The 21,514-nt window shown below is 57.3% G+C and carries 21 protein-coding genes; 9 read left to right on the plus strand and 12 right to left on the minus strand.

What is annotated here, in order from left to right:
* Positions 1-35: 35 nt before the first annotated feature.
* Complete coding sequence (locus tag Q0796_RS13230) at positions 36-530, minus strand: hypothetical protein (protein WP_298444026.1); 495 nt, start codon at positions 528-530, stop codon at positions 36-38.
* Between the two features lie 243 nt (positions 531-773).
* Here Q0796_RS13230 and Q0796_RS13235 point away from each other — a divergent pair, with 243 nt between their 5' ends.
* Together Q0796_RS13235 and Q0796_RS13240 are read left to right on the plus strand one after the other, a co-directional pair.
* Positions 774-1,064 carry a DUF3144 domain-containing protein gene (locus Q0796_RS13235; protein ID WP_298444027.1) on the plus strand — a complete coding sequence of 97 codons (291 nt, stop codon included), beginning with the start codon at positions 774-776 and terminating at the stop codon, positions 1,062-1,064.
* A gap of 239 nt (positions 1,065-1,303) precedes the next feature.
* Entirely contained in the window at positions 1,304-3,220 is a 1,917-nt protein-coding gene (locus Q0796_RS13240; RefSeq protein ID WP_298444030.1) for a hypothetical protein, read from the plus strand.
* 122 nt (positions 3,221-3,342) lie between these two features.
* On the opposite strand, the gene Q0796_RS13245 is transcribed toward Q0796_RS13240, so the two are convergent.
* Positions 3,343-4,128 carry a CLCA_X family protein gene (locus Q0796_RS13245; RefSeq protein WP_298444032.1) on the minus strand — a complete coding sequence of 262 codons (786 nt, stop codon included), beginning with the start codon at positions 4,126-4,128 and terminating at the stop codon, positions 3,343-3,345.
* A gap of 680 nt (positions 4,129-4,808) precedes the next feature.
* Here Q0796_RS13245 and Q0796_RS13250 point away from each other — a divergent pair.
* The 3 genes from Q0796_RS13250 (at position 4,809) to Q0796_RS13260 (ending at position 6,578) form a co-directional block, all read left to right on the plus strand.
* On the plus strand, positions 4,809-5,141 hold the full coding sequence (locus tag Q0796_RS13250) for a hypothetical protein (protein WP_298444034.1): 333 nt from the start codon (positions 4,809-4,811) through the stop codon (positions 5,139-5,141).
* Between the two features lie 281 nt (positions 5,142-5,422).
* Positions 5,423-5,974: a cytochrome b gene (locus tag Q0796_RS13255; RefSeq protein ID WP_298444036.1), complete on the plus strand. Its 552-nt coding sequence runs from the start codon at positions 5,423-5,425 to the stop codon at positions 5,972-5,974.
* Positions 5,975-5,984: 10 nt separating this feature from the next.
* Positions 5,985-6,578: a YceI family protein gene (locus Q0796_RS13260; protein WP_298444037.1), complete on the plus strand. Its 594-nt coding sequence runs from the start codon at positions 5,985-5,987 to the stop codon at positions 6,576-6,578.
* A gap of 206 nt (positions 6,579-6,784) precedes the next feature.
* Here Q0796_RS13260 and panD read toward each other — a convergent pair whose 3' ends face one another.
* From panD to sfsA, 8 genes are all read right to left on the minus strand, one after another.
* Positions 6,785-7,165, minus strand: a complete 381-nt coding sequence (gene panD / locus Q0796_RS13265; protein ID WP_298444038.1) for an aspartate 1-decarboxylase — start codon at positions 7,163-7,165, stop codon at positions 6,785-6,787.
* Positions 7,166-7,230: 65 nt separating this feature from the next.
* The gene (gene panC / locus Q0796_RS13270; protein ID WP_298444040.1) at positions 7,231-8,088 is read right to left on the minus strand and encodes a pantoate--beta-alanine ligase; all 858 of its coding nucleotides are present in this window, start codon (positions 8,086-8,088) and stop codon (positions 7,231-7,233) included.
* 6 nt (positions 8,089-8,094) lie between these two features.
* On the minus strand, positions 8,095-8,886 hold the full coding sequence (gene panB, locus Q0796_RS13275; RefSeq protein WP_298444041.1) for a 3-methyl-2-oxobutanoate hydroxymethyltransferase: 792 nt from the start codon (positions 8,884-8,886) through the stop codon (positions 8,095-8,097).
* 411 nt (positions 8,887-9,297) lie between these two features.
* Positions 9,298-9,780: a 2-amino-4-hydroxy-6-hydroxymethyldihydropteridine diphosphokinase gene (gene folK, locus Q0796_RS13280; RefSeq protein ID WP_298444043.1), complete on the minus strand. Its 483-nt coding sequence runs from the start codon at positions 9,778-9,780 to the stop codon at positions 9,298-9,300.
* Between the two features lie 3 nt (positions 9,781-9,783).
* Complete coding sequence (pcnB, locus tag Q0796_RS13285; RefSeq protein ID WP_363322317.1) at positions 9,784-11,094, minus strand: polynucleotide adenylyltransferase PcnB; 1,311 nt, start codon at positions 11,092-11,094, stop codon at positions 9,784-9,786.
* A 172-nt stretch (positions 11,095-11,266) separates the two neighbouring features.
* Entirely contained in the window at positions 11,267-12,139 is an 873-nt protein-coding gene (gene gluQRS / locus Q0796_RS13290) for a tRNA glutamyl-Q(34) synthetase GluQRS (RefSeq protein ID WP_298444046.1), read from the minus strand.
* Positions 12,140-12,201: 62 nt separating this feature from the next.
* The gene (dksA, locus tag Q0796_RS13295) at positions 12,202-12,648 is read right to left on the minus strand and encodes an RNA polymerase-binding protein DksA (protein ID WP_298444047.1); all 447 of its coding nucleotides are present in this window, start codon (positions 12,646-12,648) and stop codon (positions 12,202-12,204) included.
* A gap of 171 nt (positions 12,649-12,819) precedes the next feature.
* Positions 12,820-13,527 (minus strand): DNA/RNA nuclease SfsA, encoded by a 708-nt coding sequence (gene sfsA / locus Q0796_RS13300; RefSeq protein ID WP_298444049.1) that lies wholly within the window; start codon positions 13,525-13,527, stop codon positions 12,820-12,822.
* Between the two features lie 165 nt (positions 13,528-13,692).
* On the opposite strand from sfsA, the gene pepB reads away from it, so the two are divergent.
* Positions 13,693-14,982: an aminopeptidase PepB gene (gene pepB, locus Q0796_RS13305; protein WP_363322318.1), complete on the plus strand. Its 1,290-nt coding sequence runs from the start codon at positions 13,693-13,695 to the stop codon at positions 14,980-14,982.
* Positions 14,983-15,091: 109 nt separating this feature from the next.
* On the opposite strand, the gene Q0796_RS13310 is transcribed toward pepB, so the two are convergent.
* Together Q0796_RS13310 and thpR are read right to left on the minus strand one after the other, a co-directional pair.
* Positions 15,092-15,379 (minus strand): hypothetical protein, encoded by a 288-nt coding sequence (locus Q0796_RS13310; RefSeq protein WP_298444053.1) that lies wholly within the window; start codon positions 15,377-15,379, stop codon positions 15,092-15,094.
* Positions 15,372-15,887, minus strand: coding sequence for an RNA 2',3'-cyclic phosphodiesterase (thpR, locus tag Q0796_RS13315; RefSeq protein WP_298444055.1), 516 nt, complete (start codon positions 15,885-15,887; stop codon positions 15,372-15,374). Before thpR ends, Q0796_RS13310 begins: the two co-directional genes overlap by 8 nt.
* A 60-nt stretch (positions 15,888-15,947) precedes the next feature.
* On the opposite strand from thpR, the gene hrpB reads away from it, so the two are divergent.
* The 3 genes from hrpB (at position 15,948) to Q0796_RS13330 (ending at position 21,373) form a co-directional block, all read left to right on the plus strand.
* Complete coding sequence (gene hrpB, locus Q0796_RS13320) at positions 15,948-18,416, plus strand: ATP-dependent helicase HrpB (protein WP_298444057.1); 2,469 nt, start codon at positions 15,948-15,950, stop codon at positions 18,414-18,416.
* Positions 18,416-20,824 (plus strand): penicillin-binding protein 1B, encoded by a 2,409-nt coding sequence (mrcB, locus tag Q0796_RS13325; protein ID WP_298444058.1) that lies wholly within the window; start codon positions 18,416-18,418, stop codon positions 20,822-20,824. Before hrpB ends, mrcB begins: the two co-directional genes overlap by 1 nt.
* Before the next feature lie 270 nt (positions 20,825-21,094).
* Complete coding sequence (locus Q0796_RS13330) at positions 21,095-21,373, plus strand: YihD family protein (RefSeq protein ID WP_298444060.1); 279 nt, start codon at positions 21,095-21,097, stop codon at positions 21,371-21,373.
* Positions 21,374-21,514: the final 141 nt, after the last annotated feature.

Genomic DNA, 21,514 nt, shown 5'->3' on the forward strand with positions numbered 1-21,514 from the left:
CGCAAGCGGTGGCGCTGTTGTATTACCGATCCACCTTAAGCGTTAAGGCTGTCGGCTTTCAGTTGCAGCTGTTGACGACGCTGGCGCAGCAATTGCTGCTGTTGCTTGGCGGTGCGTTTGCGCCCCTGCGCTTCCATCATCCGTAGGCCACCTTCACTGAAGGCCAAATGCAACACCACCAGCAACACCTCTTCTGGGCTGGCTTCTTTTTCTACTTGCAGCAGCTGTTGGAACAAGCCCTGTAAATCTTCCGCCAATGCCTGATTCTGTTGGCGCAGATCCGTCACCTGCACTTTCACTTCTTTGCCGCCTTGGTTGGCGTGGTAGCCCTCGGTAAAGGCTTCCTTCAAGGTTTGGATCTCGCCGTCGTGTTGCTTGGTGCGCTCGGCAAAATGGGTTTTGGCCAACTGCTTCAAGGTGGCCCAAGCCATTTCGTTGGCGGCAATTTCGCGTTGGCGATGCTGGCGCGCCTTATAGGCGGCAAACAGAGCGATGGCACAAACAAAGATAATGACGGGGATCGGATTCATAAGGCTCTCAATCGACAAAAATGGGGCAAGGGTGGGTTACAGTCACCACTGGCTGATTGTCGATCAGAATAACCAAGCTGCGGCAGTGGTGCCAGTAAGAGGCAGGGGTTGGCTCACAATTCCGACGCTTGGGCGATAAAGAGTGTGAACAAGCTTACGGTTAAGTAGAGTTAAAACACGTAGCGTGAATAGCAACTTAGGTTTTCGCCGTCGCTGATTGAGCGGCAGATAAGGATTACATCGATGTCAGACACCTCCCCATTTTACAGCCGCGCCAATGAATTCATCCAGTTGGCAAATCAGCACAACAGCGATCCCGAAGTGAAAACGGGCGAGATCAGCGCGTCCTTCATGTACGCGCTGTCGCGTTACAACGCGTGGTTAGGATCGACTGGGTTCGCCAACCAAGATGAGATGAAAGCCAAGAAGGCGGAGATGAGCGAGTACTTTATCGAAGAGTACCGCAAGATGCTGGACGCCAACTTAGACGACTACATCGAGAACTTTGACGCTTATCGCCAAAGCCAAAAGTAAGCGCTGAGACGTTGTGAAAACGCCACCGCCTTTGCGGTGGCGTTTTTGTTGGTGCTAGCGATTGTGTTACGAACAAGCAGTAAATGTAAGCAGCTTGTGTTTGCTCAGTGCGGGCTGGGTAAAAAACACTCGGGAGTCGCTATTTTTTGTTCGTTATCGGCGCTGATGACGATAACCTTGCCGCCCTGTGTTCGGCTCTGCGTGAGCCGATGTTGTGCTTTCCTTGTTGAGTATCTCCGATGAAACTGCGTCCTATCTATTTAGCCCTGTTGCCCCTGCTGGCCTTGGGCGGCTGTGGCTCCAGCAGCGACAGCGATCCTGTTACCCCGCCAATTGTGGAGCCTGAGCCAACGCCAGAGCCGATCACCACCATCAACGGGGTGGCCTCCCAAGGCGGCGCAGTGCAGGGCTATCTGTCTACGGCTTCTGCCCTTGCTCCTGCTGCTCGGACTTACGCTGCCGTTGCTGCGGCAGCGGAAGTGGCCGTTGCCGATGGTCGTTTTGAACTGGATCTGAGCGCGCTGACGTTGCCGACCGTGGTCAAAATCAGCGGCACCAACAGCGGTGAAGACGTTGAACTGTACTCACTGGTGCTGGATGACCAACACCCCAACTTAAACCTGTCGCCGCTGTCCCGCTTGCTGATCAGCAGAATGACCGGCGCTGATGCGGCTGACGTTTACGCTGATGTGGCCAGCTACCGCGATGATCTGACTGCAGCCAAGCTGGCTGAGGCACAAGCGGAGCTGCGTACCGTGCTGGCCCCGCTGTTGAATGCCGCGGGTTTGGTTGAAGACGTCGATCTGCTGACCAACGCGACCAACCCAGACTACCAAGGTCTGGATGCGGTGCTGGGCTTGCTGGATGTGCGCTTTGAGGCAGAGCAAGCGGTACTGACTTATCGCGCCAGTGACAGCACGGATGGTGCCATCACTTTGCCTTACAGCAGCAGTTGGGGCGCAGAAACGCTGCCGAACCGCAGCTACGCCATTGATATCCAAGTGATGGCCAAAGCTGACGCGATGCTGGAGCAGATGATCCTACTGAATAAAGAGTCGGATAAAGACAGCTTTATGGCGATGGTGCACCCAGAGGCGAGCTGGTTTGGTGTGCAACATGACGCGATCTTTAAGGCGTTTAGTAATGGCGCTCCGAATGAGAGCAGTGAAATGGATCGCTACCGCGATCTGGTGATCACCAAGTTCGACAAAGACAAGCAAGCTTACCGCGTGAGCTTCACCGAACGTTTTGAAGCCGGCAAATTTGCCAGTGCCGGCCGTCAGGTGGCCTGGTTTGCTTACGATCCGGCCGATGCTAAGCTGAAATTCCTAGGCGAAGCGGATCCGCTGCCAACCTCTGCCAACGCTTTCTACAAGCTGTACTATTTCGAAGAGGGTTACGGCTGGCCTAACTGGGAAACTGGTGCACAAACCGAATCATTTTTATGGGCGTTGGAAGTGGACGCCTATGTTGATGGCGCAGTGTGCGACCAACTTGCCCCGAGTGATCCTTGGGAGTGGGATTACGAGAAAAACCCAGCATTTATTCAAACGCTTACGAAGGTGTCGGAAGTATTTGATTTTGACCATATTCTGGTTGTCGGCCCAGGGTTAGAAGCTTTGCATCCGCAGCGTTTGGATCGTATTTTCAAAGATCCAGAGTCGAATGGCTGCCACTTGATCATCTCTGATGCCAATGGCAATAACAACGGCGGTATCAGCCCAATGATGGATGGCATCTATTTTGATGTATCCGAAGCGGTAGATAACGCACGCTATGAGTTGCAGTTTAAGGATGGGGACGGTAATACCAAGTGGACTAAAACCATCGGTTTACCTAAGGGGCCGGAAAACAACATCACAATGAAAGCCAAGTACTTGGCCAAACATGAAGTGATTTCGGGCGCACCGAACGCCTTTACCTACCAATGGACTCGTCCGGGCTACTTCGTTAATGAAAGTGATCTGTGGGTGTATTTTACTGATCATGAAGGTGCCGGTACTCGAGTTGCCATTGCTGATGCTGAAAACGCCGTGTCGCTGGATGATAACGATGCCATCGAGCGCGTGTTCCATAGCGCCTTTGATGCTTATGGTCGGGTACTGCAAAACTCCTATGTAAAAGGCAACAACGACAGCCACTTGATCAATAAGTAAGCTTTTACTGTGAAGCCAACGCCACCGCCTTTGCGGTGGCGTTTTTGTTGGTGCCCTAACGCGGTCTTGAATTTTTAGCGGAGCCTAATGACTGTGCGTTGAAGCGGGGCATTGGCGGCGCGTTACAGCAGTTGCCCAAGCCGTTCAAAATAGCGCAGAAGCGAAGCTTGGATCTCTTTTACATGGGCCGGACTGGGGTAGGCTCCCGCCTTGGCCAGCTGACTTTGTTGGGTGCCGCTCACCAGATAGTGGTTCTTAATGTCGTCATGGCGTTGAATTGCGGCCTCAAAGGCTCGCGCCATCAGCTCTGTCGGCACACTGAAGTAGCGTCTGCCCATCCGTTTATCCAATGCGAGTGCGTTCGTGAGGAACGCCCCATGGGCTTCCCCTGCTGGCACAAACACCGCATCAAAAAAGTCCGCCAGTGCATCGTTCAGTGGATGGGGCTTCATGGGGCGTTGGCGCACCCACAAATGGCTGGCAAATTGGATCGGCGTGTTGGCGTGAACGAAGGCCTTAGTGGCGATGTGGTTATCGAAGGCGTGTGCCCATTCATGCGCGAACGCACCAACGCCGGCATTCTTGGCAAGGGCCAAAGTGCGCGATCCTGGCGCATAGTGTGCTTGAGCGGTAGGGCTGCCGCCGTGGCCGAAGGCCAATTGCAGCTGACCACGAAGGCCGATCACTTTGGGGGGCACGTTGAGGATAAACGCCAGATCGGCCATGGCATCAAAAACCAGGTTCGCCGCCTGTTGCTGCTCCGCACGGCTGACCCAACGGCCGATCGTTACCCCCGCTAATTCGAACTGATCTCGAACTTCTCTGAAAGAGACGTTTTCTCCGCAGCGGTAATCCGGCCCCTTGCGATAGTGGGGCTGCAACAGTCGATTGAGTTTAGGCTGCATCATGGCCGCAACTATGGCCGAGCACTTGCGCTAACGCAAGCGAGGTGTGTGGCAGCGAAAAGGCGGCGCTGCCCCGCGGCAAATCGCCTTCGAGAGAGCGGCCTCTTGGGGCCATGCCAGTATCGGCATTCCCGTTGCGTACTGGTGAGCCAGGCACGCTAACCGCAGGGCAGGGCAGCAAGCTGTGACCATATCGATTGCACTACCGGACCCAGTGCTGGCGTGGCCCTTTTAAAGGCGCACAGTTCAAGGTTAAACGAGAGCTCGGTGTGCTCAGGTTTGATCTCTTCAAGCAAGTGATGGTTGAGCTCTGCGGTAACCAGGTGCTCAGGTAAGCTCCCCCAGCCGAGCCCTGCCAGCAGTAATTGTGAATGTCGTGCATAAGGCTGGCGCCCCGGATTATAGGCCGGTAGCAGCGGCAGAATTGCCGCTCATTGCCCTTGCTGAGGACGCTGGCACGCTAAAGGTGCTGCTTGGTGAGTTCGCCGGTCAGTCTTCCCCCATACCGACATTTACCGAGCAGTTTCTCTGGCATATTCGCTTAAAGCCGAATCGATCGCTGCGGCTGCCGCTCGGTCTCTGATAAGGAAAACGGTGCATGCTGTGAGTGATCCCCTGTAAACAGTAAGGTTGAAACTCCAGCTGCCCATCGAACCTCGTTAATTGCATTTGGTCGATGCAGCATGAATAACGCAAAAATTGCAGCCGCAATCGGTCGCTTCTATGAATGTTGGGACCGCGGTAACCGAGAGCGCAACGAGCAGGTTGTGGCCCCTGAGCGGGTTGACCACGATCGGAGTCCGTTGGCTGCAGGAAACGACGTTGATGCCATTGGGGCATGGCTGCAATTCTTGGATGGATTGGCAATGAACCATGAGATTGAGCAGCTGCACATGTTGGTCGAAGACCAGGCCTTGGTTCGCTGGACAGCTTCCGCTCAATACATTGGTGAGCTCTTCGGTATGCCAGCCCGTGTCTTATCGGTACCCCAGACTTGTTGTGAAAAACAGCCATAACAGGGGGAGCAAGCGCCGTTTTATGTTTTGCTGCGGTCGCTATCCGCCCATTCTTTAAGATAAAGCTCCGTTACTGGGCGCACCCACACCCACGGCGTGGGGATCGGCCCCACGCCGCTGACTCCAATTCAAGCCGCACTGCACCGCCATTTCAGCCTTTTATGTGCGGCTGCCGTCCTGTTTATTGTTCGATATATTAGAACGGTATCTGCGTTTTTATCCGTTTTTAATCCGATTTTTGTATGGGTAAGATGACGCCATCACTTAGAAGGAGTTAGCAGATGTGGCGTAACACTGCACAAGGCTATGGCCTAATCAGCATTGGCCTGCACTGGCTGATGGCCGTGGCGATTTTTGGCTTATTTGGCCTAGGCCTGTGGATGGTTGAACTGACCTACTACTCGTCGTGGTACCAAACGGCACCGGCCATCCATAAAGCGATAGGGGTCATCTTGATGCTGCTGTTGCTGGCTCGGTTGCTCTGGCGCGGATTCAATCCAACACCGGCCGCGCACAGTAATCACCGCCGGGTTGAGCAAATTGGGGCCAAAGTTGGCCACTTATTGCTGTACGGTGGCATTGCGCTGGTATTGGTTTCCGGGTATCTGATCTCCACTGCCGATGGCCGAGGCATTGATCTGTTTGGCTTGGTGGAACTGCCGGCGCTGATCAGCGGCATCGATCAGCAAGAAGAGATCGCCGGACAGATCCACTTTTATGCCGCTTGGGGGCTGGTACTGGCCGCCATCGGTCACGGTTTAGCGGCCGTGAAACACCATATTTTCGATAAAGACACCACCCTAATACGGATGGTTAAACCTACTCATTCTTAAGGAAGATAAAATGAATATGCAGCTGAAAACGTCATTGAAAGCATTGGCATTATTTGGGGCTACGTTGTTAGCGCCGCAGGCACTGGCCGCCGATTACGTGATTGATAGCAAGGGCGCACACGCCTCCATCAATTTCAAAATTAAGCACTTGGGTTACAGCTGGGTGGTGGGGCGTTTCGACAAGTTTGATGGTGAGTTCAGCTACGACAACACCAAGCCGAGCGAACTGTCGATTCAGGTGAACATCGATCCGGCCAGCGTGAACTCTAACCACGCCGAGCGCGATAAGCACATTCGCGGCAACGATTTCTTGGACGTGACCAAGTTTGAAACCGCCCGTTTTGTTAGCACCAGCTTCCGCCCAGACGCGGATAACAGCGACGAAGGCGTTTTGGTGGGGGATTTCACCCTGCGCGGCGTGACCAAGCAGATTGAAATTGACGTGGAAAAAGTCGGTGAAGGGAAAGACCCTTGGGGCGGCGTGCGCGTTGGCTTTGAAGGGGAAACTGAGATCACCATGAAAGACTTTGGCATCCCAATGGACTTAGGCCCAGATTCCGCCACCGTGGCGCTGGAACTGCACGTTGAAGGGATCCGTAAATAGCATCGCTTAGTCTGCCGTTTGGCGGGCTAATCAACAGACTCTCGTTGCAGGGAGACGCCGTATTTACGGCCATCAAGCGAGCACCTCGGTGCTCGCTTTTTGCGTGTTGGCCAGCCCCTCGGCTTCAGGCGGCAGCGTGGCAGCAACGGGGGAGGCAACAAAAAACGGACGCCGCAGCGTCCGTTTTTTAACATCAGTAACCGAGCTTAAGCAGCTTGGACCGGAATGCCGTTGCCGGTGCCCTTGATGTTGTTGCCTTCATCGCAGTACACCAAGTTTGGCTGGTGTACCTTGGCATCGGCTTCAGACAGCATGCCGTAAGCACAGATGATGACACGATGCCCAGGGCCAGCCTTGTGGGCAGCAGCGCCGTTCACCGAGATCATTTTCGAGCCGCGTTCGCCACTGATGGCGTAGGTGCTAAAGCGTTCACCATTATCGATGTTATAGATATCGATCTTCTCAAAGGCCAAGATCCCCGCTGCATCCAGCAGATCTTGGTCAATCGCGCACGAGCCTTCGTACTCCAGCTCTGCGTGGGTTACGCGGGCTTGATGCAATTTACCTTTTAGCATTATTCGTTGCATTCGATACTCCACGAACAATTGTTGACTTAATGTAACGTAAAATTTTCTGGCGTCATGGTATCAGATCAGCGGGTTAGATCCAGCCGCAAGTTGTCGATAAGTCGAGCATTACCGAGCTGTGCTGCCGCTAAAATGACGATCTGCTTATCACCACATTGCGCGGGTTGCAGGCTGTCTGCGTGGCAGATGGCAAAGTAATCGGGGCCAAAGCCATGTTCGCTGAGGGCCCGGGTGGCTTGCTGCTGCAGCGCTTCGCTGGCGGCTACGCCCTGTTGCTGTAACGCCTGTGCGGTGGCGTCGATCACCTGTTTCAGCTTCGGCGCGATGGCGCGTTGCTCGGCACTGAGGTAACCATTGCGTGAACTTTTGGCTAAGCCGTCGGCGTCACGCACGGTGTCGATGCCAACAATCTGCACCGCCATGTTCAGATCCCGCACCATGGCGCGGATCACCGCGAGCTGCTGATAATCTTTGTTACCAAACAGCGCCAGATCCGGCTGCACCAAGTTGAACAGCTTGGCGACGATGGTTGCCACTCCTCGAAAATGCCCTGGCCGGCTGTTGCCGCAGTGCAGATCGGAGATCCCCGGTACTTCAATGTAACTTTGCACACTGAGGCCGCCGGGGTAGAGCAGTTCGGTTTCAGGGGTAAACAGCAGATCGCAGCTGGCGTCGTACAGCTTAACCTTATCGGCATCCAAGGTGCGGGGGTAGGCGTCTAAGTCTTCCCCTGCGCCAAACTGCATTGGGTTAACAAAGATGCTGGCCACCACCTTATCGGCGCGCTGGCGGGCTTGCTGTACCAGTTCGATGTGGCCTTCATGCAAGTTGCCCATGGTGGGCACAAAGGCCACCCGCAGCCCCTGCTGCCGCCATTGGTTCACCAGCAGGTGTAAACGAGATGGATCGGTTACGGTTTGCATAACAACTTACCCAAAGGTGTGTTCAGCGGCGGGAAAATCGCCGTGAGCCACCTCTTCCACAAACGCTTGCACTGCCGCGGCAATGGTGCCGGTTTGGTTGAGGTAGTTCTTGGAAAATTTAGGAATGTAGCCCGACGAGATCCCAAGGATGTCGTGCATCACCAAAATTTGACCGTCGGTGTCTTTGCCGGCACCGATGCCGATCACCGGAATCGCCAGTGCCTCGGTAATGGCTTTGGCCAGATCTTGCGGTACGCACTCCAGCACCAACATGGCCGCCCCCGCCGCTTGCAGGCGCAGCGCTTGATCCAAGATCGCTTGGCCGGCTTCGCCACGGCCTTGCACCTTGTAGCCGCCCATCACGTGTACGGACTGTGGCGTAAGCCCCAAGTGGGCACACACCGGTACGCTACGCTGGGTCAGCGCGCGAACGGTGTCGAGCAACCAATCACCGCCTTCCAGCTTCACCATTTTAGCGCCAGCACGCATCAGCTCGGCGGCGTTGTGGCAGGCGTGCTCGACGGTGTCGTAGCTCATGAACGGCATGTCGGCGATCACCAGTGCGTTTGGCGCACCGGTTACCACACTGCGGGTGTGGTAGGCGATCTGTTCTACGGTCACTTTAAGGGTGTCGGTGCCACCTTGCAGCACCATGCCGAGGCTATCGCCTATCAGCAGTACCGGCACGTTTTCAGCCTCGAACACACCAGCAAAGCTGGCGTCATAGGCGGTTAATGCGGCGAACTTGCGGCCTTCACGCTTGTAACGCGCCAAAGTTGAGATGGTAATGTTGTCCATTGAACGGTCGTCTTAGAGCCATTGGGGGCACCGTTATATGACAAAATCGTGGCGCTTTTCAATGGGCAGTTACGCCAATGTGACGGCAAACGGCCAAGGTTTGTTGCTGTTGTTTATCACGTCTGCTTGATTTGGTTACAAAAACTGGCAGGGCGGCGGCTGCGCTCGGCAACCGTCATCGGCGGATTAAGTGGGCGATTGCTGCTGTCGCATGGGCTTGGTGGCTGTGGGTAAAGTCGGGAGTGTGGGTAAGGTAGGGGGATCACAGTTGGGACTGTGGGCACCGAAACCGGCTGGCATTCGATGCCGCAGACGAAGGGGCGAGATTGCTGCCCCTGCGGCGACCGAAACCGGCAGCAAACAAAAGGGCGCCGAAGCGCCCTGAGGGAAGTGCGGTGATCGCAACTGAGCTCAGCTGCGGTACAGGTAGATCGCCTGTGGCGGGCACTGCGCCATCAAGCTGGCCAAATGCTGGCCATTGGGCAGGATCAACGCTGGGGCTATCTCAAACAGCGGCAGCAGCACAAAAGCGCGCTCGGCCATGCCGTAGTGCGGCACGGTGAGGCGCGGCAGTTCAAGCTGTTGGTCGCCGTACAGCAACAGATCCAGATCTAAGGTGCGAGCGCCCCAATGTTGATGGCGCTCGCGGCCGTTGTCGCGTTCAATCTGTTGCAGCGCATCCAACAGCGCCAGTGGCGCTAAGTCGGTATCAATGCAGGCCACAGCGTTCAGGTAATCCGGCTGCTCCATCCCCGCCATTGGCGGGCTGCGATAGAGCTGAGAACGATTCACCAAGTCGGTTTGTGGCAACTGCCCTAACGCCGCGATGGCGCGGGACAGTTGCAGCTCTGGGCGCCCCAGGTTGGCGCCCAACGCGACATAACAACGCGCCATCGGTTAATCCTGCGGCTTAGCGGCAGGCTTAGCGGCAGGCTTACGGCGCGGACGACGGCGACGACGGCGGTTACCGTCGTTACCTAACGCACGCACCATCTGGCGACGACCATTGTCGTTGGCGTCGTTAAACGCGGTCCACCAGCGCGCCAGTTCCAGCAGTTCATCGTCTTGCTCGGCTTCGGCACGCAACAACAGGAAGTCGTAAGCGGCGCGGAAGCGTGGGTGTTCCAGCAGTTTGAACGCCCGAGAGCCAGAACGCTTGTCTAAGCGGCCTTGCAGCTGCCAGATCTCCATGGCCGGAGTGGTAAAGCGGCGTGGCAACGAGATGGTTTTGCACTGCTTGCTGATGGCGTCGCCAGAGGCGGCGGTAATGGCATCGTAAGGTGCCATGCCTTTTTTCAGCTTGTCGTTGGCAAAGTCTTCGACCACGTACCACAGCAAGGCGGCGTACAAGAAGGCGGGGGTTACCGGCTTATCGGCGTTAACCCGATCGTCGGTGTTTTTCAGCATCGCCTCAAACAGGCGCATCACCTTGCCGTTGTCATCGCGCTTCAGCAGGCTTTCTTGCAGTGGGAACATCGGTTCCCACAGGCCGTATTGGCGCAGCATCTGGAAGTTGTCGTGGCCTTTGCCAGACATCAACAGCTTCAACGATTCTTCAAACAAACGCGCTGGGGGGATGTCCGCCATCATTGGCGCCATCCGTGGGATTGGCGCGGCCGTGGCTTTATCGATGCTAAAGCCCAGCTTGGTGGCAAAGCGTACGGCACGGATCATGCGTACTGGATCTTCGCGGTAGCGGGTTTGCGGATCGCCAATCAAGCGTAAGCGTTTTGCTTTGATGTCGGCCATGCCGCCAAAGTAATCGCGCACGCTGTAGTCGCTGATGTCGTAATAGAGGCCGTTCACGGTAAAGTCGCGGCGCTCGGCATCTTCATCAATGCTGCCGTAAACGTTATCGCGCAGCAGCCGACCAGCGTCGTCTTGCTTGGCAATTTTGGCGTTGTTGGCTTCGTGGTGGCCTCGCAGGGTCGCCACTTCAATGATGTCGCGACCAAACAGAATGTGTGCCAGACGGAATCTGCGGCCAACCAGGCGGCAGTTACGGAACAGCTTACGGATCTGTTCTGGGGTGGCATTGGTGGCGATGTCGAAATCTTTAGGCTGCTGACGCAGCAACAGATCGCGTACGCCGCCGCCCACTAAGTAGGCTTCGAAGCCCGCTTTGTGCAACCGGTACAGCACCTTCAGAGCGTTCTCGCTGATGTCGTTGCGCGAGATCCCGTGAGCGGAGCGGGGCGTCACCTGCAACTGCGCTTGGGCTGGCACCGGAGTGTCGCCGCCAATCAGGCGCTTTGCGATGTTTTTCAGACGCTTAAGGATGGTACACCTCGTAGAGTTTCAATCATTAGGGCAATCATACGGAGCCCGACTATTATCGCGCGTCATGATATACCAAGGTTGGTTAAATGATAAGCCGTTATCAACGGCTTGGTGCGGCCAGTTGCCGCGCGGTTGGGATGCTTGCCAACCGGAAGTGCGCCACCGCGTAATCCAGCTGTTCAGCCACTGGGGCCAAACGCAAATCGGTGGGCAACGGTTGCCCTAACAACGCCAACGCTTGCGCCATGGTGTGGCTAATGTCGGTGGGGTGGAGGGCCGGTGCATGGTTCTGTTTAGACAGCTTGTTGCCGTCGGGGTTAATGGCCAACGGCAGATGCAGCCACGTGGGTGCCTGCCAGCCTAAGGTGCGATACAACGAAAGCTGACGCACCGTCGGTTCCAGCAGGTCATTACCGCGCACCACTTCGGTAATGCCTTGGTCGTGATCATCCACCACCACCGCCAATTGATAGGCGTATAAGCCATCGCGTCGCTTTAAGATAAAATCTTCGGCGGCGAACTCGGTGCTGGTGTGGATCGGGCCAAGCAGTTGATCGTCAAAATGGGCGATTGCAGGGTGATTAACCATGCGGATCGCGCCTTGTTCCAGTTGGCGCGGTAGGCAGTGGCCATCGTACAGACCTCCGGCTTGCTTAATGCGTTTGCGGCTGCAATCGCAGTAATAGCTCAGCTGCTGTTCCAGCAGTTGCGCCAGTACCTCGTCGTAACGGTCACTTTGCTGGCTTTGGTAGCGCACGCTGCCATCCCACTGCAGGCCATAGGCTTCCAGCTGGTGCAAGATGGTGTCGGCGGCGCCAGCCACTTCCCTTGGCGGATCGAGGTCTTCCATTCGCACTAACCACTGACCACCTAAATGGCGGGCACGCAGGTAGCTGCCGACTGCAGCAAGCAGTGAGCCAAAATGAAGGGGGCCAGAGGGGGAAGGAGCGAAACGTCCGAGGTAGGCAGGCATGCAGGCGGGCAACAAGAACAAGAAAACGTGGGAGACGGGCTCCCACGTTTGGCAGTGGCGGCTTAGCCGACCAGCTGCTTCTCTTTGATCTCTGCCAACGTCTTACAGTCGATACACTGATCGGCGGTAGGACGAGCTTCTAAGCGACGGATGCCAATTTCAACACCACAAGAGTCACAGAAACCGAAGTCATCTTCTTGCACCTTAACCAAGGTCTTTTCGATCTTTTTGATCAGCTTGCGCTCACGGTCACGGGTACGCAGTTCGAGGCTGAACTCCTCTTCTTGAGCAGCACGGTCCACTGGATCTGGGAAGTTAGCCGCCTCGTCTTGCATGTGGTGCAAGGTGCGATCAACCTCTTCGCGCAGCTGGTTACGCCACGCTTCCAAGATGGTCTTGAAGTGAGCCAATTGCGTCTCGTTCATGTACTCCTCGCCAGGTTTCTCCTGGTAAGGCTCCACGTTGGCGTAGGCCAATACGCCGATTGTTTTGGTCTTGCCCTGCGGCATCAGGCGTCTCCTGTTTACTAATACGAGAGGCAGTTCTCTAAAATTTGGGCGCTATCTATAACAGATGATTCTGTATTTCGCAATCGCAAGAAACGCCGTTCATTGAACGAATCTCGATGGTAGCAGCATTTGCAGTGATATTACTGTGGTACAAATTACTGAATAACCGATCTATATCGTTACATCTATGGTCCCGACCAAGTCAATGCCATTGGCATTAGCCTGTGCCGAGATTGCATAAAATTCAACACCGCTTTGCTGTGCTTGCTGGCACAACTCGGCGTAGGTTGGATCAATGTGGGCCGCCGGAGCCACCCGAGTGATGCCACTGTGCGGCACCAAAAATAGGATGCAGGCACGGTGCCCGGCTGTCACCATCGCCATCAATTCACGCAGATGCTTTTGGCCACGGGTGGTGACCGCATCGGGAAAATAGCCTTGGCCATTCTCCGCCAGCAATGTGACATTTTTTACTTCTACATAGCAGTCTGGCAAATCAGGCTGCTGCAGCAACAGATCAATGCGGCTGTTTTCGTGCCCATATTTAACTTCTCGGCGGATCTGCTGATAGGCCGCCAAAGGCGCCAGCATCTGCGCCTGTAATGCTTGCTCGGCCAAGGCGTTCGCCCGGCCAGTGTTGACCACAATGTGGTGGCCTTGATCGTTTTCAACCCATTCCCAGCTGTGGCGGTACTTACGTTTGGGGTTGTTCGAGTCGGAGTAATAGACTCGCCATCCCGCCTCGGCACAGCCGGTCATCGCGCCCGTATTGGGGCAATGAATGGTGATCTCGCTGCCGTCATCTAATTGAATGTCGGCCAAAAAACGCTTGTAGCGTTTGATTAAACGGGCAGATTGCAGCGGCGCTTCGAATTTCATCTGTTCTTCTTTGTTGACGGTCGGTGGCGCTTTCCACTGCACTGGCATAAGCCAACGTCAATTTTCGTCGCCAAGGTGGTACACTCGCACCACGATATGACCCGCGCATTGTAAACTCAACTGCGTAAGATATTTACGCTATTTGCGTAGGGTAATGGCGCTTTTATCATGGAGACGAAGATGACCGAAACAATGAAGGTTCGCCTAAGCGAGCAATCTGCGGCAGCCCAATGGGGCAATGCCAAAGTAAGTTTTGATGGCGAAGGGGCGGTTATTCATTTGAGCGAAGGCGATCAGGCTCGCCAAATTCAGATGGCCGCACGCAAGCTCACCCAACAGGGGATCAGCGCCGTTAGCTTGGCTGGCGCTTGGAGCGAGAGCCAGCAGTGGAGCTTTGCCAAAGGCTTTGGCAACACCATGGACGGCGGCACCATCGAATGGGCCAGCAACCACGACGCCTTCGACGCCCAGCGCGATGCGGCGCTGTGGCTGAAATCGTTGATCCACGCCAGCCCTGAAGCCCTCAGCCCAGAAGTGTTGGCCGACGAAGTGGCGGAGCGTCTGTGCGCGGTGGCGCCAGAGCACATCACCACCAAGCGTTTGGTTGGCGATGCCTTGTTGGCCGCGGGCTGGGTTGGCATTCACGGCGTTGGCCGTGGCAGCGTGCGTCCCCCAGTAATGCTGGAGCTGGACTACAACCCAAGCGGCGACAGCAGCACGCCGGTTGCCATCGCCTTGGTGGGCAAAGGCATCACCTTTGATTCCGGCGGTTACTCGCTGAAACCGTCGGCCAGCATGGTCACCATGAAGTGCGACATGGGTGGCGCAGCAACCGTTGCGGCCGCCCTGAAACTGGCGATCCGCAAAGGCCTGAACAAGCGCGTTAAGCTGTTCCTGTGCTGTGCGGAAAACTTGGTGTCAGGCCACGCGTACAAGCTAGGCGACATCCTGCATTACAAAAACGGCACCAGCGTTGAGATTGTGAACACCGACGCCGAAGGCCGTTTGGTGTTGGCCGATGGCCTGATCGCCGCCAACGAAGCCGGAGCCGAGCGCATCATCGATGCCGCCACCTTAACCGGTGCCGCCATGACCGCCGTAGGTGGCGAATACAACGCCCTGTTCGCCATGCACGATGGCGCAGCGGCGGACGCCTTAGCGGCAGCGGCCAAAGGCGAAGAGGGGCTGTGGCGGTTGCCGCTGGCGCCAATTCACGCCAGCAAGTGCCCATCCAGCTTTGCTGATACCGCCAACAGCACCACCCAAAAAGGTGGCGGCGCTGGTGGCGCCTCCAATGCTGCGGGCTTCCTGAGCCGCTTTGCGGGCGAACCGGCCCAAGGTTGGATCCACTTGGATCTGGCCGCCGTTTACGCCGATGGCGGCAATGCCATGCACCACGATGGCGCAACCGCCACCGGCATGCTTACCGTTACCAACCTGCTGCTGGCTGACTGATCCTTAGGCTAAGCCAGCGCAAGAACCACAATGCCACCTGCGAAGGTGGCATTTTTTGTGTCTGTAGCTGTGACTGTGGTCGTGACTGCTGCGGCTCTAGGGTAACGATTCAATCTGGGCGTTCGTGCTTTTTGTCGTGGGCGGCGCGGCAGTAGTGCAGCGCCCCCAGCACCATATTCAATGTCAACAATGGCAGGCCCCAAGTCAGCAGGTAGTCGCCGATGGCGTGCCACTGCACCCCGTGGTCGCCAAAGTAGGTGCCGCTGGGGGCGGTCAGCAGCTGGTACGTCAGCAGCAGCGTTAACATCAGCAGCGCCAACAGCGCGCCAAACTTAGCGCCCAGCCACAGTCGTGCGGCCAAGATGGTTAAGCTGTAGTCGAATTTGGGATCAGTCATGGCATGGCCACCGTTTTAGCGGTTGGTAACTTACCCCTGCCGGGGTGGGCTCAGAGATCATCAATTGTACTTCTCGGCAATCAACCTGAATGGGCTGCGGCAGCGGCAGTGCTGGCTCGGCAGTCGCGCCGCGAAACAGGGTGACGTGGGGGCGAAAGCCCCTGCTGCTTTGATGGAGCCCATGTTGGGCGGCATCGCGCTGCAACGCCCCCGCTAATTGGTACAGCGGCGTGGGGCAGTGCCTGCCCGTTAACGCCAGCACTTGCGCCTGTGGCCACAGGGTTAACTGATCAAATTGCAACTGGCAGCGGGGCAGGGTTAAGTCCTGCCAGCGATGCAACAGCTGCTGCTGGGCGCTGGCGTTAACCGACCCCAAAAACGCCAAGGTAATATGAAAATTACTGGCTAATACCGCCCGCCCGGCGCCTTCGAGCTGGGTCTGCAACTTCAGCAGCGGCAGCTGTTGGCTGCGGGGAACGGGGATGGCGAAAAAGAGACGGTTGGCCATTGGGCTCCTAACTTGGTGTAAACTGGCCTACTTCGTTAACCCAGCTGCGAGTCACTCCCGTTGTCGAGACTGCCCATCGAGGATCTGTTTGCGTCGATCCGCGCCACGCTAACTAGCCATAATCAGATTATCTTACAAGCTCCTACCGGCGCAGGTAAATCCACGGCCTTGCCATTGGCATTAAGTCAGTGGGATGAGATCGACGGTAAAATCCTGTTATTGGAGCCGCGGCGCTTAGCGGCGCGGATGATCGCCCGCCGCTTGGCCGCCACCTTAGGCGAGCCCGTTGGTCACACCGTTGGCCTGCGGGTGCGAGGCGAATCGAAGATCTCCAAGCACACCAAGTTAGAGGTGATCACCGAAGGGGTGCTGACGCGGTTGATCCAAACCGATCCCGAGCTCAGCGGCGTGGCGATGGTGGTGTTTGATGAAGTGCATGAGCGCCATCTGGCCACCGATCTGGCCTTAGCGCTGACGCTGGAAGTGCAACAGGGGCTGCGGGACGATCTGTTCATCCTGTTGATGTCGGCCACCTTAGAGGGGCAACCCTTAGCGCAGCTGCTGCCCCAAGCCGCCTTGCTGGAAAGCCAAGGGCGCAGTTATCCGGTCACCGTTGAACACGTTAGCCCCACCACTGGTGCGCCGTGGCTGGGGGAGCTGGTGAGCCAAGTGAAGCGGCAGCTGAGCCTGCGCGACGGCAACATTTTGGTGTTTCTGCCGGGCATGGCAGAGATCCGCCGGGCTGAAGAGCAGCTGCAGCAAACGCTCCCCGCCGAGGTCATGCTGTGCCCGCTTTATGGGCAGCTGGGCAGCGCCGAACAAGACGCCGCGGTGCAGCCACCGCCTGCGGGCAAGCGCAAAGTGGTGCTGGCCACCAACATTGCCGAATCCAGCTTAACCATTGATGGGATCTCGGTGGTGGTGGACTCCGGCTGGCAGCGCCGTGCCTCGGTTAATCTGCGCAGCGGTCAATCGCGCTTAGAAACGGTGCGGATCAGCAAAGCCAATGCGGCCCAGCGCGCCGGTCGAGCGGGCCGATTGATGCCCGGCCACTGTGTGCGGCTGTGGAGCGAATCGATGCAGCAGGGGCTGGCCGACGCCGACAGCGCCGAGATCAGCCGTGCCGATCTCACCAGTTTGCAATTGGAACTGGCTGCCTGGGGCAGCAGCGCCGCCGAGCTGCAATGGCTAACCCCGCCGCCCGCGCCTGCGTTAGCGCGCAGCCAATCGTTGTTGCAGCAGTTGGCGCTGTTGGATGAACGCAGCCAACTGACCGCGCTGGGGCGGCAAGTGCACGAACTGGGCGCCGATCCGCGCCTTGGGCTGATGCTGAGCAAAGCGGCCCAGCTTGAACAAGCGGGGCATGGCCGTGGCTTGGTGGCGCTGGCCGCCACCTTAGCCGCCATCATTGAAGAGGGCGATCCGCTGCGGGGGCGTCAGATCGGCGCCGACATGGGGCGTCGCCTTGATGCCGCGAAAGGCGGGCGTCATCGCCAGTTAGCGCAAAAGTGGATTAACCAGTTGCCGGGGCGCTTTGCCGCATCGCCAGCCCATCACAGCGAAGCGGGCACCTTGCTGGCGCTGGCGTTTCCGGATCGCATTGGCCGCTGTCGCGACAACGGCTTGCGCTACCAACTGGCCAACGGCAGTGGCGCCAGTTTGAACGACGGCGATGCCCTGTGCGCCACCCCCACGCTGGTGGTCGCCAGCATGAATGAGCGCCAAGGGCGCAGCGACGGCATCATTCACTTAGCCGCCGAACTGGATCTTGTTGGCCTCGAAGCCGTGGCGCCGCACCTGTTTAGCCAGTATCGACAGGTGGAGTTTGATCGGCAAAGTGGTGGGCTGAAAGCCGAACAGCAACAACGCTTAGGGGCGTTGGTATTAACGCGCAAACGATTAACGGACATCAGCGCCGAGGACAAACAGCAGGCGTTGTTGCATGAAGTGCGCCGCCGTGGCCTTGATGCCTTGGCGCTGGATCAGCGCTGCCACAACCTGCGCCTGCGGGTAGCCCTAGCGCGGCGCTATCTGCCGCAGCAACCGTGGCCGGATCTGAGCGACGACGCCCTGCTTAGCAGTTTGGATAACTGGCTGTTGCCCTATCTGGCGGGCATGAGTAAGTTTGCCGAGCTGAAGAAACTCGATATGTTACCCCTGCTGCTGAACCAAATTGAGTACGCCGATCAGCAGTTGCTGGCCAACGAGTTGCCGGAGCGGTTAACGGTGCCGACCGGCTCCAGCCTCAGCCTTAATTACCACAACGATGGGGTTAAGCTGGCGGTGCGAGTGCAAGAGATTTACGGCCAAAGTGATACCCCCACCGTCGCGCGGGGGCAGCTGCCGGTTACTCTCGAGTTATTGTCACCGGCCAAACGGCCACTGCAGATCACCGAAGATCTGGCCGCCTTTTGGCAAGGGGCGTGGAACGACGTGAAAAAAGAGATGCGCGGGCGTTACCCCAAGCACCTATGGCCGGATGATCCGGCCAACACCTTACCAACCCGAAAAACCAAGAAGTACAGTTAATGGCAAAGCGACCCAGCACCAGCGCCCCGAAGAAAACCGCGGCGACCCCCCGGAACAAGCCCGCGCCGAAAAAGGCCGCGGCCAAGCGCCCGCGCGCCAGCAAGGCCAAGTCTGGCAAGCGCAGCTGGCTGCAACGGCTGTGGGGGTTGAGCTGGAAGTTGGCACTGGTGGGTGTCAGCGTGATCTTTGTGTACGGCATCTATTTGGATGGCCAGATCGCCCAGAAATTTGAAGGCCAACGCTGGTACCTTCCCGCGCAGATCTACGCCCGGCCCATGTCGCTGTTTCCCGGCGCGCCCATCACCCACAGCCAGTTAAAGCAAGAGCTGGCGCTGCTGGGGTACCGCAACACCGGCAAAGCAGCGCACGAGGGCGAGTTTGCGGTATCGACATCGCGGATCCAGATCTACCGCCGCCCCTTTGATGGCCCCAACGGCTTTGAAGTGCCGATGCGAGTGATGGTGCATTTTGAAGAGAACCGCATCGCCCGAGTGCAGCGCAGCAGCGATGGCCGCGACTTAGGCTTTATGCAGTTAGAGCCGTTGCTGCTGGATCGGATCCTAACCGGCGAGCGGGAAGATCGCTTATTTGTGCCCCGCGCCGAGATCCCAGAAAGCCTGATCACCGCCTTACTGCGTACCGAAGACCAAGATTTCTATCACCACTTTGGGATCTCCCTCAGTGGCATCGCCCGCGCCGCGCTGGCGAACGCCAAAGCTGGCCGCACCGTGCAGGGCGGCTCAACCCTTACCCAGCAGCTGGCCAAAAACTTCTTCTTAACCCGCGAACGCAGCTTGGTGCGGAAGGTGAACGAAGCCTTAATGGCGCTGATCATCGACGCCCGTTACAGCAAAGATGAGATCCTCGAAGCCTACCTGAACGAAGTGTACATGGGCCAAGATGGCGCCATTGCCGTGCACGGCGTCGGGCTGGCCGCATGGCACTACTTTGGCACCCCGCTGGCAGAGCTGAACCTCAGCCAGCAAGCCTTGTTGGTGGCGATGATCAAAGGCCCCAGTTACTACAACCCGTGGCGTTACCCGCAACGTGCCCAGCAGCGCCGCGACTTAGTGCTAAAGCTGTTGTTGGAACAAGGCAGCATCAGCGCCAGTCAGTACAACCACGGCGCCAGCGGCGACTTAGCGCTGCGGGATCCCAACTGGCGCCAACGCCACAAGTTGCCGGGTTTCAACACCATGATGCAGCGTGAACTGGCGCAACGCTTTGGCGCTCAAACCCTTAACCAATCGGGATTGAAGGTGTACACCACCTTGGATCCCTTGGCGCAGCAAGCGGCCGAGCGAGCGGTAAGCCGTGGCATCAAGGCGCTGGCCAAACAGCGAGACGATAACCAGCTGCAAGCGGCGATGGTGGTGGTGGATCGCTATCAAGGCGGGGTGCTGGCGGTGGTGGGGGACAAAGATCCCAACTACAAAGGCTTTAACCGCGCCATGGACGCACGTCGGCCCATTGGTTCGCTGGTGAAGCCGCTGCTGTACCTGACGGCCCTGAGCCAACCGCAGCAATATCACCTGATGACGCCGCTGAAAGACGCCCCCATCAGCCTTCGCAGCAGCGATGGCCAGCGTTGGCAGCCGCAAAACGTGGATAAGAAGTACCGTGGCTCGGTGCCACTGCAAGAATCGATGATCAACTCGTTGAATGTGCCCACGGTGAATCTGGGCATGGCGGTGGGGTTGGAAGCCTTGAACGACACCCTGCGCCAAGCCGGTTGGCAACAACGCTTTAATGCCAACCCTTCGGCGTTTTTAGGGGCGCTGGATGCCAGCCCGTATCAAGTGGCGCAGTTGTATCAAACCTTGGCCGACGGCGGCCGTTATCGGCGCCTGTACAGCATTGGCCACGTCACCGACAGCGACGGCAACCGATTGGTTGAACAGCAGCCGAGCTCTGAGCAGGTGCTGTCGGAAAACGCCGCGTGGCTCACCAATTACATGATGACCGAAGTGGTTAAGCGCGGCACCGCCAAGCGCCTGGGTAAGCAATACCCGCATACCCTGTTGGCGGGCAAAACCGGCACCACCAGTGATGGCCGCGATGCCTGGTTTGCGGGCTTTGACGATCGCGATGTGGTGGTCACTTGGGTTGGCCGCGACGACAACAGCGCCGCGGGTTTGTATGGCAGCTCGGCGGCGTTACCGCTGTATCAGCGTTACCTTGAACAGCGCGAGCCGTTGTCGTTGGTGATGGTGCGCCCTTATGAAGTGGTGGACGGTTACTTTGCCAACAGCGGCGAAGCGGTGGCCAAGCGTTGCCGAGGGGCGCTGACCATTCCGGTGGATCAAGCCAGCTGGCCTGCCCCGCGGGGTTGTGGCGGCCTGAGCCAAGCGCCACCAGCGCCGAAAAACAAAAAGCGCAATTGGCTAGAGAAGCTGCTGGGGATTTAGCGGCTGTGTGGCTCAACGTGCGTTGTGGGGCGCGCGGCCGCAGACTCGGTGCCAATCCATCCACGCCATGAACCAAAGCAGAGTAAAATCATCGAGTCAGCTCTGTTCATGCGTGGATGTGGGCAGTGATTGGAATCGGCTTGGTCGATTATGCCAATCGAGCCGCTGGGGCGATAAGCCCTATTTAAGGTAAGGACTTGTCGGCATAATGGCCGCATCTGCTACGCAAGTGGCACCCCTAATTTACTTATTTGGCTGTAGGAGAGATCCATGTCTTGTCACCGCATTGATGAACTGCTGGAACTGTTAGAACCAGTTTGGCAGGCAAACCAAGAGCTCAACCTCGCGCAGATGCTGGTTAAGTTGGCCAAAGACACCGGCTTCGATGGCAAACTGGAAGATCTGACCGACGACGTACTGATCTACCACCTGAAGATGCAAGAAACCGGCGAAGGCAAAATGATCCCGGGCATCGCCAAGGATTACGTTGAAGATTACGACTGGAAAAGCGCCATCTTAAAAGCGCGCGGCATCGATCCAAACGAGTGATCGCCCAGACGCGGCTCGCCCTTAGACTTTGAGTGGTCATGGCCGTCGCCAGAACGCTGAAAACCGCGCGGCATCGATCCAAACGAGTGATCGCCCAGACGCGGCTCGCCCTTAGACTTTGAGTGGTCATGGCCGTCGCCA

Origin of the sequence: uncultured Ferrimonas sp. (assembly GCF_947489035.1) — a bacterium.
GTDB lineage: Bacteria > Pseudomonadota > Gammaproteobacteria > Enterobacterales > Shewanellaceae > Ferrimonas.

Bases quoted from the DNA above. Each gene is read 5' to 3' on its own strand.
- Q0796_RS13230 (WP_298444026.1), bottom strand. From the start codon at position 530: ATGAATCCGATCCCCGTCATTATCTTTGTTTGTGCCATCGCTCTGTTT.
- Q0796_RS13235 (WP_298444027.1), top strand. From the start codon at position 774: ATGTCAGACACCTCCCCATTTTACAGCCGCGCCAATGAATTCATCCAG.
- Q0796_RS13240 (WP_298444030.1), top strand. From the start codon at position 1,304: ATGAAACTGCGTCCTATCTATTTAGCCCTGTTGCCCCTGCTGGCCTTG.
- Q0796_RS13245 (WP_298444032.1), bottom strand. From the start codon at position 4,128: ATGATGCAGCCTAAACTCAATCGACTGTTGCAGCCCCACTATCGCAAG.
- Q0796_RS13250 (WP_298444034.1), top strand. From the start codon at position 4,809: ATGAATAACGCAAAAATTGCAGCCGCAATCGGTCGCTTCTATGAATGT.
- Q0796_RS13255 (WP_298444036.1), top strand. From the start codon at position 5,423: ATGTGGCGTAACACTGCACAAGGCTATGGCCTAATCAGCATTGGCCTG.
- Q0796_RS13260 (WP_298444037.1), top strand. From the start codon at position 5,985: ATGAATATGCAGCTGAAAACGTCATTGAAAGCATTGGCATTATTTGGG.
- panD (WP_298444038.1), bottom strand. From the start codon at position 7,165: ATGCAACGAATAATGCTAAAAGGTAAATTGCATCAAGCCCGCGTAACC.
- panC (WP_298444040.1), bottom strand. From the start codon at position 8,088: ATGCAAACCGTAACCGATCCATCTCGTTTACACCTGCTGGTGAACCAA.
- panB (WP_298444041.1), bottom strand. From the start codon at position 8,886: ATGGACAACATTACCATCTCAACTTTGGCGCGTTACAAGCGTGAAGGC.
- folK (WP_298444043.1), bottom strand. From the start codon at position 9,780: ATGGCGCGTTGTTATGTCGCGTTGGGCGCCAACCTGGGGCGCCCAGAG.
- gluQRS (WP_298444046.1), bottom strand. From the start codon at position 12,139: ATGCCTGCCTACCTCGGACGTTTCGCTCCTTCCCCCTCTGGCCCCCTT.
- dksA (WP_298444047.1), bottom strand. From the start codon at position 12,648: ATGCCGCAGGGCAAGACCAAAACAATCGGCGTATTGGCCTACGCCAAC.
- sfsA (WP_298444049.1), bottom strand. From the start codon at position 13,527: ATGAAATTCGAAGCGCCGCTGCAATCTGCCCGTTTAATCAAACGCTAC.
- Q0796_RS13310 (WP_298444053.1), bottom strand. From the start codon at position 15,379: ATGACTGATCCCAAATTCGACTACAGCTTAACCATCTTGGCCGCACGA.
- thpR (WP_298444055.1), bottom strand. From the start codon at position 15,887: ATGGCCAACCGTCTCTTTTTCGCCATCCCCGTTCCCCGCAGCCAACAG.
- mrcB (WP_298444058.1), top strand. From the start codon at position 18,416: ATGGCAAAGCGACCCAGCACCAGCGCCCCGAAGAAAACCGCGGCGACC.
- Q0796_RS13330 (WP_298444060.1), top strand. From the start codon at position 21,095: ATGTCTTGTCACCGCATTGATGAACTGCTGGAACTGTTAGAACCAGTT.